11 protein-coding genes and 1 tRNA gene are annotated in these 18,393 nt (G+C 59.2%); 8 read left to right on the top strand and 4 right to left on the bottom strand.

Annotated features, from left to right (window positions below):
- Nucleotides 1–1,737 (bottom strand): alkaline phosphatase family protein (locus VIH17_09445; protein ID HEY4683457.1); only part of this gene is annotated, 1,737 nt, incomplete at its 3' end.
- A 607-nt stretch (nucleotides 1,738–2,344) separates the two neighbouring features.
- Between VIH17_09445 and VIH17_09440 the strand changes: the two genes are divergently transcribed.
- The 4 genes from VIH17_09440 (at nucleotide 2,345) to VIH17_09425 (ending at nucleotide 10,595) form a co-directional block, all read left to right on the top strand.
- Nucleotides 2,345–3,298 (top strand): tetratricopeptide repeat protein, encoded by a 954-nt coding sequence (locus VIH17_09440; GenBank protein HEY4683456.1) that lies wholly within the window; start codon nucleotides 2,345–2,347, stop codon nucleotides 3,296–3,298.
- A gap of 299 nt (nucleotides 3,299–3,597) precedes the next feature.
- Nucleotides 3,598–5,325: a CRTAC1 family protein gene (locus VIH17_09435; GenBank protein HEY4683455.1), complete on the top strand. Its 1,728-nt coding sequence runs from the start codon at nucleotides 3,598–3,600 to the stop codon at nucleotides 5,323–5,325.
- 299 nt (nucleotides 5,326–5,624) lie between these two features.
- Complete coding sequence (locus tag VIH17_09430; GenBank protein HEY4683454.1) at nucleotides 5,625–9,380, top strand: carboxypeptidase regulatory-like domain-containing protein; 3,756 nt, start codon at nucleotides 5,625–5,627, stop codon at nucleotides 9,378–9,380.
- A 189-nt stretch (nucleotides 9,381–9,569) separates the two neighbouring features.
- The gene (locus VIH17_09425) at nucleotides 9,570–10,595 is read left to right on the top strand and encodes a tetratricopeptide repeat protein (protein HEY4683453.1); all 1,026 of its coding nucleotides are present in this window, start codon (nucleotides 9,570–9,572) and stop codon (nucleotides 10,593–10,595) included.
- 288 nt (nucleotides 10,596–10,883) lie between these two features.
- Here the strand turns inward: VIH17_09425 and VIH17_09420 are convergent, their stop codons facing one another.
- The 3 genes from VIH17_09420 to VIH17_09410 form a co-directional block, all read right to left on the bottom strand.
- On the bottom strand, nucleotides 10,884–13,028 hold the full coding sequence (locus VIH17_09420) for a sulfatase-like hydrolase/transferase (GenBank protein HEY4683452.1): 2,145 nt from the start codon (nucleotides 13,026–13,028) through the stop codon (nucleotides 10,884–10,886).
- Nucleotides 13,029–13,135: 107 nt separating this feature from the next.
- Complete coding sequence (locus tag VIH17_09415) at nucleotides 13,136–15,070, bottom strand: sulfatase-like hydrolase/transferase (GenBank protein ID HEY4683451.1); 1,935 nt, start codon at nucleotides 15,068–15,070, stop codon at nucleotides 13,136–13,138.
- 217 nt (nucleotides 15,071–15,287) lie between these two features.
- A tRNA-Leu gene (locus VIH17_09410) sits at nucleotides 15,288–15,374 on the bottom strand.
- Nucleotides 15,375–15,738: 364 nt separating this feature from the next.
- Between VIH17_09410 and VIH17_09405 the strand changes: the two genes are divergently transcribed.
- The 4 genes from VIH17_09405 to VIH17_09390 all read left to right on the top strand — a co-directional run bounded on the left by VIH17_09405 (nucleotide 15,739) and on the right by VIH17_09390 (nucleotide 18,303).
- Nucleotides 15,739–16,230 (top strand): prolyl oligopeptidase family serine peptidase, encoded by a 492-nt coding sequence (locus VIH17_09405; protein HEY4683450.1) that lies wholly within the window; start codon nucleotides 15,739–15,741, stop codon nucleotides 16,228–16,230.
- Entirely contained in the window at nucleotides 16,227–17,558 is a 1,332-nt protein-coding gene (gene pepT / locus VIH17_09400) for a peptidase T (protein HEY4683449.1), read from the top strand. Before VIH17_09405 ends, pepT begins: the two co-directional genes overlap by 4 nt.
- 103 nt (nucleotides 17,559–17,661) lie before the next feature.
- Nucleotides 17,662–18,030, top strand: coding sequence for a metalloregulator ArsR/SmtB family transcription factor (locus tag VIH17_09395; GenBank protein ID HEY4683448.1), 369 nt, complete (start codon nucleotides 17,662–17,664; stop codon nucleotides 18,028–18,030).
- 42 nt (nucleotides 18,031–18,072) lie between these two features.
- A complete protein-coding gene (locus tag VIH17_09390; GenBank protein ID HEY4683447.1) occupies nucleotides 18,073–18,303 on the top strand; it encodes a DsrE family protein in 231 nt (76 codons plus the stop codon).
- The last annotated feature ends 90 nt before the right edge of the window (nucleotides 18,304–18,393 follow it).

Below are 18,393 nucleotides of genomic sequence, written 5' to 3'. Positions count from 1 at the left end.
CCCCGGGACCAGTGTGTAGTCAATGCAGTGATCGCCGCTCCAGGGTTCGGTGTTGTCTTCCAGGACTTCCCAGGGAAACTGCCCCAGGATCGTCCCCCAGCCGGCGCGGTAACCGCGGTTGTATCCGATCACCAGGTCGGGGGCTTCCCGGACATTCGGACCCGTGTATGCTTCCTCGGCTTTGTCAACCCGGGTGATGACAGCCAGTCCCGTGACCGGATCGCGGACGGCTAACAGCTTCCCGCTGATTTCGTCGAGCAAAACTTTAGCCTCCGCACCGGGTTGCACGATGCCATAACGTTCCCGGCCACGCAAGTTCAGATACAAGCCATTCAGACCCAGACCATAAGCACGCGTACGCGACCAATCCACGCCCGCGAAAGGGTCGGTTTCCCGTCGTGCCACTCCGTCTTTGAGGGCGATATATCCGTTTTCCAGCAGCCAGGTGTTCAGGTTGAAGGAACGGTAGTATGGGGCGAAGCCGTGGTCGGACAAGACCAACAGGGTGGTGTTACCATCCAGCTTCGCCATGGCCTTGGCCAACACTTGATCCATCTCCTGGTAAAACCCTTCCAGCACAGCCGAGTATTTCGCTGCAACCTCAGGATCATATCCGGGCTGGTGCTCGTCGATGGCACGCCAGAACATGTGCGCGTTCTGGTCAAGGCTGGAGAAATAGAAGAAGAGAAGGCCGGCATGGAAGCGGGCCAATTCGACATCAAAAGCTTTCCGTTGCTCGGCCAAAACCATGCGCGCCTGTTCGAGGTATTCGGCATCATTGAGAACCCCGTCGGAGAGCGCTTTGGTGTCCTCCGCCATCCCCTGGGTATAGAAGAAGCCCACCTCTTTCCAGAGCAAGCGGGAGTAGTTCTTGGGCGTGGAAATCGGCAAGGCCGGGTCCGAGGGGTCTATGTTGATAGGCGTGACGTAAAGCTGGAAGTATGGGTAAAGCCGCTTCAGGTAAAACTTGCAGATTCCCGTTGCGCTTGCGAGCCCCGGGATCAGCGTGAATTCCACCTGCACCCAATCGCTCCATTCCCCCTCGCGGAGCAGAATCTCGTGCTCCTGGAGCACAACCTTAGCGACGGGCTGGACGGGGTCGATCCAAACCGTAAAATCCACCGCCGCCTGTGGAAAGCCCTTCCGAAATGTGTTGGGTGGCCCGTAAAGCTTTGCGGAAACCCGATGGTCTTGCACCTCGACCGGGTAAACTCGACCCCCGCTCCGGCTGCCGGGGTTTTCGAGAGGATCGCTCGTATAGAAAGCAAAGGTCCCGTACGTGCCCAACATATCGGGCGTCCCCATGCCGGCAAGAGTTCGGGCCTTGGATTTGACCGGAGGGAAGTTTGCCGGCATCCGAAAGATGGTGGCAGGAATGCCGTGTTCATCCAGGAACTCCCAGAAAGCTTTCCCCTGGCGGAGCAGGGTTGCGCTCCCGCCCGCCAGCGGTATCACCCAGCCGCCCAGGGTGACGGTGTACCGGGAAGGTTCCACACGGGAGATGGAAAAATCGGGAAGCAAAGTCTTTGGGTCGCGGTGGATGAAGTCAAAAATCCCGTGTCCGCCCGGGTTCATCCCGGTGATCAAGTTTGACCAGGCAACGGGGCTTTGCGGTGGAATGCTCGTGCGCAACAGGCGAAAGCTCCCCGCTTGCTCGAGCGCAGCGAAGTTCGGCATCTTCCCGGCTTCGACGTAGCGGCGGAAGAGCACCGGGTCCATCCCATCGATTCCGAGCACGAGGACTTTCTTGCTTGCTCCATTGCCTCGTATTGGCGCCCGTCGGATAAACACAAACCCCAGGGCGGCCAGGAACAACACGCCTGCGACTAACGCTGTGCCTCTCCTCGCGGCTGCCCTTTTTCTATGGCTTGTCATCTCAGCTATTGGCGTCGGCCGGACTGTGGCTTGCTCCGGGCGCGCGGCGTCACGCCCGGGGACAAACTGAGCCGTCGTCGCCCCCTTCCCTCGCCCGTGGGTTCATTCGTGTTTGTCCGCTGACAGTCGCAGATTATAGCGGAAGGGTTCGCCGGGTGGAAAATGGTTTGGGAAGGCGCTGCCTGGCCGGGAGGTGTGCGCTCGAGACGCGGGGTTGCGATTCATGGAAGCGTGTGTTATATGGGTTTTTGCTCCCGTGATTCGCGAGCGACTCCTCATGGCGCGGCGGGCCTCAACCGTTCTCTCATTCCCGTTGGCAAAGATTTTTTTCGGTGAAGGATGGCGGCCATCCGGGGGGCTCATTTCTCCTGGTGGCGCCGGGTGGCCGTTCGGCCGGCTGAGCGCGGTTCTTCTCGGGGCGATCTTTCTGAGCTGCCTTTCGCTCTTCGCTCAATCCGAATCTCCCGGCGTGGCCGCGCTTCTTGAGAAGGGCCAACTGGCTCTCGACGCGGGCGACTTTGCTGCCGCTGCGGAAAACTTTGAGCAGGCCCGGCGACTGGCACCCGAGGAGCCGGCGGCCTGGCGCGGGCTTCTCTTGACCTATCTCCAGAGCAAGAGGCTTTCTGAGGCGCTGGCCATCGGACGGCAAGCTATCGGGCGCTGGCCGCAAGAGCCGACCTTTCATCACTGGCTGGGTCTCGCCTATTTTCAAAGCGGGCAGAAGGACCGAGCGATCGAAGTGCTTCGTGGGGCGGAGCAGGTCGCTCCCCGGAGCTATGAAATCCATTATGACCTGGCCCTGGTCTATTTGAGCAGTCGTCAATACCCGCAGGCTGCTGAGCAATTGGAAAAAGCGCTGCAACTCAACCCCGGGGTCGCGCTGGCTCACCTCCTGCTCGGGCGTGCTTATCTGAACACCAACCGGACTTTGCCGGCGGTCGAGCAATTCAAGACCGCCTTGCGCCTCGATCCCAGGATTCCGCTGGGCCACTATCATTTGGGCTTCGCCTACGAAAGCCTGGGGCGGAACGCCCAAGCCATCGCTGAGTTCAGAAAAGAGCTTGCCTTGCACCCGAACAATCCGGAAGTCCTTTACCGCCTGGGGCACACGTTGCTGGAAAGCGGTGAACTGTCCGCCGCGGCGGCGAAGCTCCGAGAGGTAATCCGGCTGGATGAAGGAAGACCCGAGGCCCACTACGACCTCGGCAAGGCCTTGTTCCTTACGGGTGACACACCGGGTGCCACTCAGGCGTTACGGCGCGCCATTGAACTCAAGCCGGATGATCCCAACGCCCACTATCAACTGGCACGGGGTCTTGAAAAGCTTGGGAACAGGGCAGAGGCAACCAAGGAATTCGCGCGGTTTGCTGAGTTGAAAAAGAGCCAGCAACAAACCGGGGGCATGGCCTACCAACCGCATTAGTGCCGTTCCAACTTGTCGGTTCCGCTCCCGTCGGCCGCCGGGAAGGGGAGGGGAGCGCAATTCGCATCTCCATGCGACGGGAAGCAGGATAGGGGCAAGAGGTTGGAACGGCTTGGAAGGCGCCCTTCCCGCCACAGCCGTTTCATCGGGCGGTAGGGTGGCTTTGCCGTCGTCCCCAACGCTGAGCGTGAGGAGGAATGTTTTTTCTTTTTCGGCATCGTCGTCGGTGGCTTGCCAGGAAAGCCGGGAGTGGCAGCTTCCGGAGGCATTCGCCACTCGCACTGACCGTATGGATAGCTTTGTTCGGATCGGCCCTGACGGCGGGGCCGGCAACGAAGCGGATAGCCCCTTCTCCCATCCAGTTCGTGGACGTAACTCGAGCAGCGGGTATCGACTTCCATCTCACCTGTGGCGGTTCCGAGAAGCGCTACATCCTGGAATCCATGTGTGGTGGAGTTGCATTCCTGGATTACGACAACGACGGCTGGATGGATATTCTTCTGGTGAATGGCTCCACCCTCAAAGATGTACAGCGAGGAACGAGTCCGACGAGCAAGCTCTACCATAATAACCGCGACGGAACATTCGCCGACGTCACCCCGCGCGCCGGGCTTACCCATCGGGGCTGGGGGATGGGGGTCGCCGTCGGCGACTACGACAACGATGGCTGGGAGGATATTTACGTCACCTGCTTCGGCAGCGCCGTCCTCTACCGCAACAATGGAGACGGAACCTTCACCGATCGTACCGCCTCGGCAGGAGTCGGCAACCTCGGCCGATGGGGCACCAGCGCGGCCTTCGGGGACTACGATAAGGACGGCTATCTCGACCTCTATGTGGCGAACTACGTTGATTTGGACTTGAACCGTTTGCCGGAGTTTGGCAGCACCGCCTTCTGCCAATATCGCGGGATCCCGGTCTCGTGCGGCCCACGCGGCCTGCCGGGCGCACGCGACCGGCTCTACCACAACAACGGCGATGGAACCTTTTCCGATGTGACCGAACGGCTCGGCATGGATCCTAATTCCTACTATGGCTTGGGCGTGGTGTGGGGAGACTGGGACAACGACGGCCATCTGGATCTGTACGTGGCCAACGATTCCTCCCCGAGCCTGCTCTACCACAACAACGGCGACGGCACGTTCACGGAGGTGGGCTTGCCCGCCGGCGTGGCCTTGAGCGCCGATGGACGCGAGCAGGCCGGAATGGGGGTGGACTTCGGCGATTACGACAATGACGGCTGGCCCGACCTTGTGAAAACGAACTTCTCCGACGATATGAACAACCTCTATCACAACAACCGCAACGGGACCTTCGACGACCTGGGCGGCGAGGCTGGCTTTGGACCCATCAGCACTCCTTTCCTGGGCTTCGGGGTGAAATTCTTCGACTACGACAACGACGGATGGAAGGACATCCTTGTGGCCAACGGTCACGTCAACCCGCAGGTGGATGCTTACCGCTTCGGGGTGACTTACGCTCAACGTAATCTCCTATTTCACAACTTGCGGAACAGGCGCTTCGAAGAGGTGGGGTTGCGATCCGGAACAGTTATGAAAATACCGAGGGTGGGCCGCGGTCTCGCCGTTGCCGATTTTGATAGTGACGGCGACCTCGACGTGCTGGTCAGCCACCTGGACGGAGCACCGAACCTGCTCCGGAACGATGGCGGCAACCGTGATCACTGGATCCGGATCAAGACGGTCGGCTCGCGATCTAACCGCGATGGCTTTGGAGCTCGGGTGCAGGTGGTGGCTGGTGGTTTGACCCAGACGGACGAAGTTCGCGCCAATAGCAGCTATCTTTCCGCCAGTGATCCGCGGTTGTTTTTCGGGCTGGGAGGGACGGCCCGCGTCGATCAAATCGTAATCCGTTGGCCCTCCGGAATCGTGGACAAGATCGAGAAAGAGGGAGTTGACCAGGAGTTGGTTGTGGAGGAAGGACGCGGGGTGGTTGGCCGCCATTCCCAAAGTCGAAAAACGGTTCTGGAGCCTCCTAGGAAGCGCAAGCCGTCCGGGCGGCCCTAGAGAGGCATAGGGTACACACCCTGCGATGTCCACGAAGGCGATCGAGGCAGCCAATATGTAATTTGGTAGGATTTTTAGCGATCTGCTACGAGAAATTGTAGTTTTTCGTTTCGTCACGAAATTCCACAGGGGAGCATGCCTACATCTTCTTGGAAACAAAGAGAAAAAAATCTGTTGACAATCGCTGTAGTCTGGCCCATAAAGTGTAACGAATTTGGCCAGCTCATCGGAGACTCTGAGGTCTAAGTCTGAGCTTTAAGTCTGGAATTAAGCCGTTGAATTCTTTTGGAGGGTGCGCAATGAGGGGAAGTGGCGGATCCGTAAGGCTATTTGTGTCTTTGGGCCTGGCATTCGCGTTCGTGCTGGGTTTTTCATTCGTCGCAAGTGCCCAGATCCAGAATGCGACATTTACCGGAACGGTCACCGACCCAAGCGGGGCGGTGATCCCGGGAGCAACCGTTACGATCACGAACGTCGGGACCAACCTGACGGCGACGGTCGATACCGATTCGGGCGGATTATATCGTGCGGCCGAGTTGCCTGTGGGCAGTTACAAGATTGAGGTGAGCGCTTCGGGGTTCAAGACCGCCGTGAAAACCGGTCTCTTTTTGAGCGCCGGCACCATCGCCCGCGTGGACTTCTCGTTGGAGGTAGGCGCAAAGACGGAAGTGGTCACCGTCGAAGCCCTTGCGACCCTCGTGCAAACGGACGACTCACGGCTCTACGAGACGGTGGGCAGTGGCCGGGTGGCTAGTTTGCCCTTGAACGGCCGCAATGTTTACGCCCTCATCCAATTGGCCCCGGGTGCGGTAAATGTGGCCGGTGTTTCTTTCGAAAACGGCCAGGGCACTGTCGTCAATGGCTTGCGGCCGAATTTCAACGGATTTCTGATTAACGGCGTGTCAAACAAGGGCCTGAGCGGCGGGACAGTCACTCTGCCCAACGTCGACATCGTGGAAGAGTTCCAGATGCTCACCCTGAACATGTCCGCGCAATACGGCAACAGCGCCGGTTCGCTGACCAACGTGGTGACCAAGTCGGGCACGAACGACTACCACGGCAGCGCTTACTGGTATGTTCGCAACGATGCCTTCGACGCCAACGACTTCTTCCGCAGCAAGAACGCCGACCCCAATGACCCGAACGACCCCCTTCACAAGCCGGCGCTAGTGCGTTTCAACCAGTTTGGCGCCAGCGCCACCGGGCGAATCATCAAAGACAAGTTGTTCTTCACCGGTTCCTTCCAGGGGGAGCGTTTCAACACCAAGTCGGAAGCGGTGCCCATCGTTGTGGAATCGCCACAGTGGCGCCAGGCCATCATTTCCGCTTTCCCCAATTCGGTGGCCACCTTGCTCTATAGGAATTTTCCGCCCAGCGTGCCCGGAACCCCCACCCTTAACCTTACCGAATTTGTTACTGGCTTCGGATCGGGCAGCGGCTTCGGTTCCTTTGCGAATTACCTCTGTCCCGACAACTACCCAGGCGGCTCTCCGCTTCCCGGCCAGTTTGCGACAATGTTGGGGGTGGAGGCTGGGGACGATTTTTCTACCGCCGCCTTCGATCCCATTGGGGACCCCGCCCCTTGCAGTGTCTCCCCGGCCCTGCAGGCTGGCTTGGTTTCACGAACGGTCCCGTTCTTGCACGAAAGTCTGGCCGTGTTCGGTGCGCAGGCAGCGGGCAATCTCTTTAACGGAAACGAGTGGTCCGCCCGCATTGATTACAATTTGAGCAAGAGCGACCGCCTGTTTGGCGAGTTCATGTGGCTGAAGAGCACAGATAGTACCGGTCCGGGGAACAACAGCAGCGGACCTCGCGGTTTCTTGAACCCGTCATCGTCGTACACCCCTAATTTCCAGTTCAACTATGTCCGCACCTTCAGCCCAAAGGTGGTGAACGAATTCCGGGCGGGGTTTGCCCGCCGGAATGATTCCATCGATGTGGCTACACCGGGTGTGCCCTCTATTGGCTTCGATGACGGATCCGCCGGGTTCGGGTCCTACAATGGCTACCCACAGTTTTTCCGCGAGAACATTTACAGCTACTCGGACATGGTTTCCGTCAGCAAGGGCAAGCACAACCTGAAGGCGGGCGTGGATTTCCGGCGAAACCTCGAGAACAGCGAGTTCAACGTAGCCCGTCCTTCCTACTACTTCTTTGACCAACTCTTCTTTGCCGCGGACTCGCCCTATGCGGAGATTGCCGGGGTCGATCCGGGGTTTGCCAGCGGTCGGTCGGCTGAACTGGCCAGCAACAACCGCGCCTGGCGCAACCTGGAGATGGGAGCCTTCTTCCAGGACGACTGGAAAGTGGCGCGCAACCTGACCCTGAACCTTGGCCTGCGGTATGACCTCTACACGCGGCACGTTGAGCAGTTCGGCCGACAGACCACGTTTATCCCGGGGCCGGGCGGGCTGACCAGGGCCAACGGGGCCTTCTTGGAGTGGATCTCCAATGCGAATATCCCCGCGGGCAGTCCAGGCTGCGATACGCCGGAGCAGATGGCTGGGGCTGTGTTAGCAGGCGTTTGCGGCCCCGGTGGGTTTGCCGTAACCAATGCTTTGGGCGGCGCCGACCACAATAATTTTGGGCCGCGAATTGGTATGGCTTGGGACCCCTTCGGCAAGGGAAAAACCTCCGTGAGGGCTGGGTTGGGGATCTCTTATGAGGGGACGTTGTACAACCCGCTGTCTAACTCACGCTGGAACCCACCTTTCTATTCGTTTAACCTAACCTTCAACGCACTCGGGGGAGGCCCGGACATCGTCATTTATGGCCCGCAGACTCCGGGCGAGGCACCCACCTTTGACGGCCCTCCAACGAACCCGGGTCAGGGCACAGGGGCACAGGCGGTCGGGAATCTATCGGGATATGCTTCCACGAATTCGAACACGGCGTTCTTGACGGGGATTGTCTTCCCCGAAGGCATCAAAGACCCGTGGGTCGCCAACTACTACTTCGGTATTCAGCACGAAATTTTGCCCAAAACCGTCCTTGAGGTGAACTACGTGGGCACCCGGGGCAACAAGCTCTTCCGCGCCGAGCAAGCCAACCGCGCTCCAGGAATCCGGCTGCCCGGGTTCATCCCAGCCGAACCTGGACCGGACGGCATTTTCGGGACTGCTGACGACATAGCGGCCGTTCCGGCCACAGTCGTCAACGTGCAAGGCCGGACGCTCACGGGGCTCGGCCGACAGCGCCTCAACCCCAACTACGGCCGACTGCGTGTCTGGGAAAATGTCAGCAGCTCCTGGTATGACGGGTTGCAAGTCTCCCTCCGCAAGGCGATGAGTCGCGGGTTCATGATCAATGCCAGCTACACGTGGAGCCATTCCTTGGACACGGGCTCTGGTTGGCACAGCGGTGCCGTCACCGCCAACGGTGCGGCGGCGGGCGATGGCTTCAGCTTGGACCAGACCCGGCCGGAACTGGATCGCGGTAACTCGACCTTCGATATCCGGCATCGGTTGGTGACGAGCTACCTCTGGGAACTGCCCTGGTACAAGGACCAGAAAGGCGTGATTGGCCACATTCTCGGCGGCTGGCAGTACAACGGCAGTTGGGCCTTCCAGTCAGGTGCGCACTGGACAGCGTACGAGTCTCGCGGTGGGGCCGCCCGCGATTACAACCGCGACGGTGAAAACAACGACCGGCCCGACGGCCCCAACGGCTTCACCATCAATGCCACGAAAGACATGTACGCCAACGGCTACTTCAATGTGCCTGGCTCGCAGTTTGACAGCGCCATTGGTGGTACCACTCCCTTTTTCGCGGTGCCGTGCGCAGGTTGCAACGGGAACCTCCCGCGCAACAGCTTCGTCGGCCCCGGCCAGTTCAATGTTGACCAGTCTCTCTTGAAGAACATCCGGGTCACAGAACAAGTCCGCCTCCAGTTCCGCTTCGAGATGTTCAACGCCTTGAACCGGGCTAACTTCCTCCTGCCGAGTTCTTCCACCGGCGCCAACTTCGCCAACCGGGTTTCGAGCTCGAACTTCGGGCAGTCCGCTGGCACGCTTGGTCCTCGGCAGATTCAGTTCGCATTGAAGGTCCTCTTCTAGTCCAGCTTGGGGTACCTCCGGGGGCTTGGGCCGATAAAGCTCAAGCCCCCTAATTATTTGTGGCGATTTATGCCTTCACGCCTCGCCCAATTGCGAGCCCGGGACTTTCATACGCGTGCATCCGCCTGGGGAAAGAGACACGCCTTTTGAGAAAAGTGATACACTAATTCGTCAGAAAGGCGGGAGGCCATGCGAAGGCAAGTGCGCGTTCTAAGGTTTCTCGTCTGGCTGGCGCTCCCCACATTTCTCCTGCTGACCTGCACTGAACTTTCTGCTCAGGAAGTGGGCAATATCATTGGTCAAGTTCGATTGGCCGGTGGCGTTTTGCCCTCCGAGCGAGTCCTGATTACCTTGCAAACGCGTGGAATGACCATCAACAGCGCCTTTTGTGACAACGAAGGCCGGTTTAATTTCATCAATTTGCTGCCCAATGCCTACCACCTCATTGTCAACGCGGAGGGATATCAGCCCGTCCACCAAGTCGTTGTGGTAAGTCCCACCACCAGTCTCACGGCCCACGCTCGTATTATTCTCACTCCGCTCGCAAGCTCGAGACCGGAGAGCCCCCCGGCACCCGCCCCCGGCGGGAATCCCTTTCTGGTTAATCCTGCTGAATACAGCCGGAAATTTCCGCGCGAAGCCGTCAAAGCGTTCGAAGTCGGCATGAAGGCGGACCAGCAGGGCAAAGTGGACAAGGCCATCCGCCACTACGAGGAAGCGATCCGTTTGGCCCCTGATTTCTATCCTGCTCGCAACAATCTCGGCGTCCGGTATCTGGGTGACAGGAGCTTTGATGAGGCGGAGAAGCAGTTCACCGAGGTCCTGAAGCTGAACAACAACGACGCCCAGGCCTACTTCAACCTCGGCAACGTTTACTACCTGACGAAGCGATACGACGACGCCAAGCGCGCGCTTCAGGAGGGGCTCAGGCGAGAGCCCAATTCCGCCCTCGGTCACTACCTGCTGGGTTCAGTCGGTGTGCGCACTGGAGAGCTCAACACCGCCGAGCGCCAGTTGCGAATGGCGATCGAATTCGATCCAAAGATGTCCAAGGTTCGCTTGGAGCTTGTCAACCTCTATCTGCAACAGCAGAAAAGAAGCGACGCGATCGAGGAGCTTAAGAGTTTCACGAAACTTTTTCCCCACGATCCCCTGCTCCCCAAAGTGAAGGAAGTGTTGAAAAAACTGGAAAGCCCGGCCCCACCCTCCCAGTAGCAAATCTTCATGGCCTTTATATTCCGTTCAACTTAATAGACTCTGTCGGACAAGTTTGAGCGAACGCTCGCGCCTACTTCCATGTGGTTGCAACCCGGCGGAAAGCAGGATCTAGCAAGGCGCTGAAAAGTGACGCGTATGTCATTCCGAGCCCCGAAGCTTCGGGGCGAGGAATCTGCTTGTGGTTCTACGGCGCTGAAGGAAAAGCAGATTCCTCGGGTCGGCCAATCCCGAGGCTTCGGGACGCCGACCCTCGGAATGACAACCCTGAACGTTTTAAGCATCCTGCTAGTTTTGCGTGCTGCGGACGTACTTGCAGAGGTTTTTATCCAGTCGGCAGGCGGTTTCATATTCTTGCCGGGCGCGAGCCGGTTCGTTGCGCCTCTCATAGACGTAGCCCAGGTTGAGATGGGCTTCGGCATGATTCGGATTGGCGGCCAGGGCGCGCCGATAACTCTCCATGGCCAGGTCCAACCGGTTCGTGCGGCTGTAGGTAATGCCCAGGAAATTTAGCGTCGCCGCATCGGTCAGACCAAGCTTGACGGCTTTTTCAAGATTCTGTGATGCCGCGGCGAATTTTTCCTGCCGCATGTCGAGCAGGCCCAGATCGCGGAAAGCAAACGCGAAGTTGGGCTGGATGGCGAGAGCTTTTTCAAGCGAACTTCGTGCGGCGGTTGCGTCCGAGCGCGCTTGGACCCGCGCCAATTCGTACCAGGCGCGGAAGTTCTGTGGGTTGATCGCCAGAGCGCGCTCCAGCCACTGCTTGGCTTGGTCGGCTTCTCCCTGAACGTTCAGCGCGCGCGCGAGCCCCATCATAGCCTGGTCAAAATAGGGATTAAGCTCCAGGCATCTTCTGAACTCCGGCACAGCCGCCGCCCAATCCCCTTCTCGCGACGCCGCCTCTCCCAGCATGAAAGGGATCAAATAAAGCTTTGGATCGGCATCTTGGACCTTCTTCAGAATCGATCGCGCGGCTGTGCCTTTGCCCGCGCGGAAGGCATCGGTCGCTTCGAGAATCGCCTGGTATTCCCAGAGTTTGCTCTTGGGATCGGCGAGGCCTGAAGTGGGCAGGGAACGGGAAGCGGGAGCGCGATAGGCGACGTAACCCAGGGAGCGGAGCTTTTCAATTGCTTCCGCACTCGGGCCGGAAGTTTGGTCTGGCGGGCGTGACGGCTGGCCCCGTACCGTATCGGTACGGGGCTGATAGCGGCCGATCAAGTCCTGCAATTGTTTCCGCAGGGATGCGGCGACGGCGCTTTCTTGCGACACCAGGTTGTGCTGTTCCTGTGGGTCTGCCTGTAGGTTGTAAAGCTCAGGCTCGGGAGCCTCGATGAAGTGGTACCTCGCGCTGTGCACGCTCCGCAGAGGACTCCAGCCGAAGGAGCTGAAAGGGTAGAAGGTCTCGGAGTACGCTGGGCGGTTCTGGTCGCCCGCGGCAGGCGGGCCGCTTGTCACCGCTCCGGCCAGGCTGGGTGCCTGGAACTGCCTTTCGATAGGGTCGTGCAGGCCGGCAAGCTGCAAAACGGTGGGTGCCACACTGATGGTTTCCACCGGGCCAGGGATTCGCCGCTGGGCGGTGCGAAGTTTGGACGGGGGTTTGATGATGAGCGGCACCCGCACAGTGGAGTCATAGACAAAAAAACCGTGTTCGCTCTCGCCATGCTCCCCCAGCGCCTCCCCGTGATCGCTCAGAAAGACGATCAGCGCGCCGTCATACAAACCGCTCTTCTTGAGCCATGCGAAGAGACGGCCCAACTGGCTGTCCACGTAGGCAACTTCCCCGTCATAGGGGTGCTGCCGATACCGGGACCGGAACGGTTCGGGCGGGTCGTACGGGCTGTGCGGGTCAAACAAGTGAAGCCAGAAAAGGAAAGGTTGGCGGCGCGGGCGCTGGAGCCACCTTAATGCTTGGCTTACGCTTTCTTTGGCCCGTCGGTCCACCAGAGCAATGTCCTTCTGGACAAACGCCTGGCCGGGAAATGTGTCGTAGTAGAAGTCAAAGCCGCGGGCAAGCCCCCAGCTTCGATCCAGGACGAACGAGCTGACCACCGCCCCGGTCGCGTAGCCATTGCGTTTGAAACTCTCGGCAAGCGTCCGGATCTTGGTGGAAAGTGGTTGGCCGGTGAAATCCTGGACCCCGTTGGAGAAGGGATAGGTGCCCGTGAGGATGGCGGCATGGGAAGGCCAGGTGAGCGGGACCTGGGCAATCGCCTGCTCGAACAGGACTCCATCGCGCGCCAGGGCATCGATCACGGGGGTGGGCACCGTCTTCGAGCCGTAGCAACCCAGGCGATCCGCGCGCAAAGTGTCCACGGTGATGAGAACAACGTTCGGCCCAGCCGGGGAGGAGGGAGCCCACGCCGCATCGGAAGCGGTGAAGAGAAATGCGGCCAGGAGATAGAGGATTCTCGGATGAGACGTATTCAACTTCATTTTCCCCTGCCAGGAATCGGGCAAGCGCGGCACCCGACACTCTTGTCTCCGGTGCCGGCCCCGGGACGGAAGGTCTCCCCGCCCTTTGAACTGCCTGCACCCAAAGACTAGGGTTCGGGCGGGGCCTGAGCCTTCCTCAACTCTTCCTGCGCTTCCTGGTGTAGTCCTTTTGCCTCCAGGGCCTTGGCAAGAGTACGGCGAGCCTTGACGCTCTTTGGGTTCAGATCTACGGCTTTCCTGAGCGCGCCAATGGCTTCATCCACCTTGCCCTGGTACAGGTAAACCTCACCCAAAGCTTCGTAGCCTGGAGCATACTCAGGAAAGATGTTGACGGACTGTTGAAAGGCCGCCAGGCTTTCCTGGATTCTGCCTACCTTCAAATAGGCGGCCCCCAGGTTGAAAGCGGCCGAGAAGTTGCTCGGGTCAAGTTCCAATACCCGCTTCAAGAAAACGATGGCTTGGTTCCAATCCCCCACCTTCCCATAGGCGAGGCCGAGGTAATAAACGGCCAAAGAATAGCTCGGACTCATTTGCACGACCCGCTGCAATTCCTGGATGGCGTTCGTGAAGTTTTGCTGGCGATAGTAGTTCAGTGCCAGCAAATAGCGCACGGGCAGCGAATCTTTTTCCGTTTTGAGCGCAGCCTGCAGCTTGGCAATGGAGGCTTCGTAACGGCCGTGCTGGCTATCGGCGATCGCTTCGGAAACCAGCTCGTACATCTGGATGCGATCCTTGGGGTCCGGCAGCTTGCGGTCGCTGATGGTCGGGCTCCCGCCTCCGGAAACGGCGGCATATCCCAGCGACTTCAGACGCTCCATCAGGACAGGATCCATCCCGGTCTGTTCGGCCGTCTTATCGCCGGAAGCCGACAGGTATAGCTTGATCAACCGTGCCAGCCGCCCTTGCAAATCGTCGGCGATCTTCCTCCGTTGAGCGTAAAGATTTTTTAACTCCCGCGGGTCCTGCGATAAGTCATACAGCTCAGGCTTCGGGGCATCAATGAAGTGGTAGTGTCCCTCCTGGAGGCTGCGCAATTCGCTCCAGTTGAAATGGATGCGCGGGAGGTAGGACTCGGCATAAAGACTTTCGAGCGACTGCCCACGGCGACCCTGCATCAGCGGAAGCAAGCTCTTGCCCTGCACTTCTCCGGGTATGTTGACACCGGCAACTTGCAGGACCGTCGGGAGCAGATCGATCAAGCTCACCAGGTTCCCAATCTCTTTGTTCGGGATGGACTTTTCCAACGGCAGCTTGAAGATGAGCGGCACGTGCAGCGTCGAGTTGTAAATGAAGAAGCCATGAGTCTTTTCGCCATGCTCCCCCAGACCCTCACCGTGGTCGCTAACGACGACGATCAACGTCTGGTCGTACAGGTTGTTTTTCTTCAGGAACTCGACCAGGCGGCCTACCTGCTCGTCGTCAAAAGCAATTTCACCGTCGTAGGGTTGCGCTTTGTATCGCGTGCTGTACGGGGGCGGCGGGCGGTAAGGATGGTGCGGGTCAAAGAGGTGAACCCAAAGGAAAAAACGCTTCCGATGATTCTGTCGCAGCCAGGCTAAGCTTTGATTGACCACCTCATCGCCGCGACGTTCCATGGCGTCCAGGTTGGTTTCATCCAGCCGGCTGAAATCAAAATGGTCATAGTAGAACTCGAATCCCTGGTTCAGGCCGAAGCGGGAATCGAGCACTGCCGAGCCCACGATGCCGGCGGTGGCGTAGCCCTGGTTGCGAAGCAGCGAGGCAAGCGTCGGTTGGCCGGCGCTGAGGCGGTTGCCGCTGAAGTCGTGCATGCCGGTCCGCATCGGATAGCTGCCGGTGAACATGACCGCATGCGCGGGGAGCGTGACGGGCACCGGAGTGTACGCGCGGGTGAAACGCACTCCCTCGGCAGCCAGACGGTCGATGTTCGGGGTCTCGATCTTGCGGTAGCCGTAACATCCCAGGTGATCGGCACGCAAGGTGTCGATGGTGATGAACAGGACGTTGGGCGGCTGGTTCGGGGAAGCAGTCCGGGAAGGAGAAACGGCCAGAATGATGAACAACCCAAGCGTGAAGATGAGGCCAGGCCATGAAGGAATTGGCAGTGGTTTCCTGGGAACCGGCATAGGCGATGTCGCTGCGTCCGATCGGCGGAAGCTCACTCTCCTGTTATTAAGGTACCGAACATCTTACCGCCCGGTTGAATTTGGCGTCAACGCACGCTGGAAAAGTCTTGAGTCAACGGGATAGGGCCATTGAGAGGCCCTCCCAGCTTGAAGGTGGTGCCGAAGTAGGGACTCGAACCCTAACGCCCTTGCGGGCACTAGACCCTGAATCTAGCGCGTCTGCCAATTCCGCCACTTCGGCACGGTAGGTGGAAGTTCGTTCAGAAGACTTGGTTGCGCCAATTCCGATCCCTCATGTTGCCATCGCGTCCGAGGGCTGTCAAGGCGACCTCCGGCCTGCGTGCTTGCAATTCGCTTTTGCGGGCGCTAGTGCCGTTCCAACTTTTTCAAACGGGACGCATGCGCTCAAATCCCACGTAACGCCGGTCTAGAATCCTGATCCGCAAGCATCGGGATTCGGGATCGGGACCACCGGTCATCCTGAGTGCTGCGCAAGATACAGGTATAATGCAGAGGCCGATCAGGTTGGAACGGCACTAGGCTCACCCCTTCACGGTGAACCCGCTCAGGGTGAATCCGTTCGCTCCCCAGGAGGACGCCAACCCTTGAGGCGACTTAGCCGGGCGGTTGCCCTTGCCCTTCTTTGTTTGCTTGCCGCGCCGCTGCTTGCTCAGAAGCGGCTCACCATTGAAGAGATTTTCTCGGACGTGGGGTTGACCGGGCGCATGCCGGAGCACTTGAAGTGGAGTCCGGAAGGACGGAAGCTGACCTTCATTTTGCGGGATGATTCGGGCAATCGCGGCGACCTCTGGGCAGTGGACGCCGCAAACGGCGAAAAGCAGATCCTGGTCAGCCACGAGCAGCTCGCCAGCCTGCGCGGCAAATTGCTGCTCGTGCACGGCACCGCCGACGACAACGGGCACATGCAGAACAGCCTGCAGTTGGCGCAGGAGTTCATCCAGGCGGGCGAGCAGTTCGATCTTCTGCTTGATCCGCAGAAGCCCCACTCCCTCTCGGGGCCGGTGGGGCGCCGGCATCTCTTTACGGCTATCACCGAATATTTCAAGAAGAACCTTTACAGGATGAGGATTCGATGAGGAAAAATACTTTTGTTCCAGTGCTCCTCTTGCTTGTTTTGCTTCTGAGCCTCGCTGCCCGGGCGGAGAAAAGGCCAAGCTCATCCTTCCGCGATGAGCTCGTTGACCGTTTCTCGCGTTACGTCAAGGTGGATACCCAGTCGCAGGAAGATACGGGCAAGACGCCGAGCACCGAAAAGCAGTTCGAGCTGGCGCGGATGCTGGCGGACGAGCTCAAACAAATTGGGCTCGAAGAGGTGAACATTGACGCGCTCGGTTTTGTGACCGCAACCTTGCCCGCCACCTTGCCGCCGGAGAAGGCCGCCGAGGTGCCCGTCATCGGCTTGCTCGCCCACATGGATACCTCGCCGGAAGCGCCGGGCGCCGACGTCAAGCCGATCCTCCACCGCAACTATGATGGCAAGGACATCGTGCTCCCCGGCGATCCCACGCAGGTGATCCGCCTGGCGGAAACGCCGGAGCTCTCGAAGCGCGCCGGCCACGACCTCATCACCAGCGATGGCACCACCCTTCTCGGCGCTGACGATAAGGCCGGCATTGCCGTCCTCATGACGGCTTTGCATTACCTCAAGCAGCATCCGGAAGTTCCTCACGGCAAAGTGCGCGTAGCTTTTACGGTGGACGAAGAAACGGGCACCGGAATCACTCACTTTGACCTCGACAAGTTTGGCGCTCGCTATGCCTACACCTTCGACGGCGGGCAGGCTCCCGAAATGGAGAACGAGACGTGGAACGCCGACCGGGCAACGATTACCTTCATCGGGCGCATCGCTCATGCCGGAAGGGCCAAAGGAAAGATGATCAGCGCCGTGCGGGCCGCCGCCTCCTTCATCGAGCAACTCCCCGCCAACATGCTGGCGGAGACGACTTCCGGCCGGGATGGCTTTGTCTATCCTTACCGGATCGAAGGCGGCATCGATCGCGTCAAGCTGACTGCTCTTCTCCGCGACTTCACCCTGGAAGGCCTCAAGGCAAAAGAGGAGATGCTCGAGAAGATTCGCCAGGCGGTGATGGCCACTTTTCCCGGCCTCCAAATCCGTTTGGAGATCGCCGAGCAATACCGCAACATGAAGCACGAGCTCGACAAATTCCCGCAAGTGCTGGGCAACGCGATGATGGCTGCCCGGCGCATCGGCCTCGAGCCCCAGCTCAAGTCCATCCGCGGCGGGACGGACGGCGCCAACATGACCCTGCGCGGCGTGCCCACGCCCAACATCTTTTCCGGAGGCGGAAACTACCACAGCCGGCTGGAATACGTTTCGGTCAACGAGATGGAGCAGTCGGCGCTCCTGGCCATCGAGCTGGTCAAGATCTGGGCTGAAAAGTAAACGGCCCGCTCCCGGCTTCCCGGCTCAGTCTCCCGACGGATTTCCTCTTGACACTGACTCTATAGTATTATAGATATATCTAGAATACTGAGGAACTGGCGCCATGACGAGCTCGAAAGTGAAGGGGCCTGACCTGCAACGCGAGGTCTGTAGCCGCCATGCCGAAATGTGTAAGGTCTTCACTCATCCCATTCGGCTTCAAATCCTGGATATACTGCGTGAACAAGAGACATCTGTTTCCCATCTGGCCGACCGGCTTGGGGTTGCCATTGGCAACCTTTCTCAGCATTTGAACATGATGAAGCAGCGGCGTGTGCTGGTCTCACGCAAGGATGGGAATAATGTTTACTACCGGCTCGCCAATCCCAAGATGCTGAAGGCGTTCGACTTGATGCGGGAGATCCTGCTTGAACAGATGCAGCGGGAAAGCGTCCTTGTGCGGCACATGCAGCGGGCACAGGTTCGCTCGTAGCGTCTTCGTCGGCTCACAGCGATTAGGAGGAAGCAAAGACGGATGGACAAGTTGACCATAGTCATCCAGGACGCGCCGTATGGGAGCGAGAAAGCATACAACGCTCTCCGGTATGCCTCGGCCCTGCTCGCCAACCAGGTGGCGGTGAATGCTTTCCTTCTCGCCGATGGCGTGGCGGTCGCCAAACGCAACCAGAAGACGCCCACCGGTTACTACAACACAGCGAATATGCTAAGCGAACTGATCGCCAAGGGCGTCAAGGTCAAGACTTGAGCGACATGTTGCGCGGCCAGGGGTCTTGGCCAGGAAGAACTCATCGAGGGGGTCGAGATCGGTCACATGACCGACCTCGCCCGTTGGACA

The organism is Candidatus Acidiferrales bacterium (assembly GCA_036514995.1).
GTDB lineage: Bacteria > Acidobacteriota > Terriglobia > Acidiferrales > DATBWB01 > DATBWB01.
Note: the sequence above shows the minus strand (reverse complement) of the source record. Positions and strands in the feature narration are given on the sequence as shown.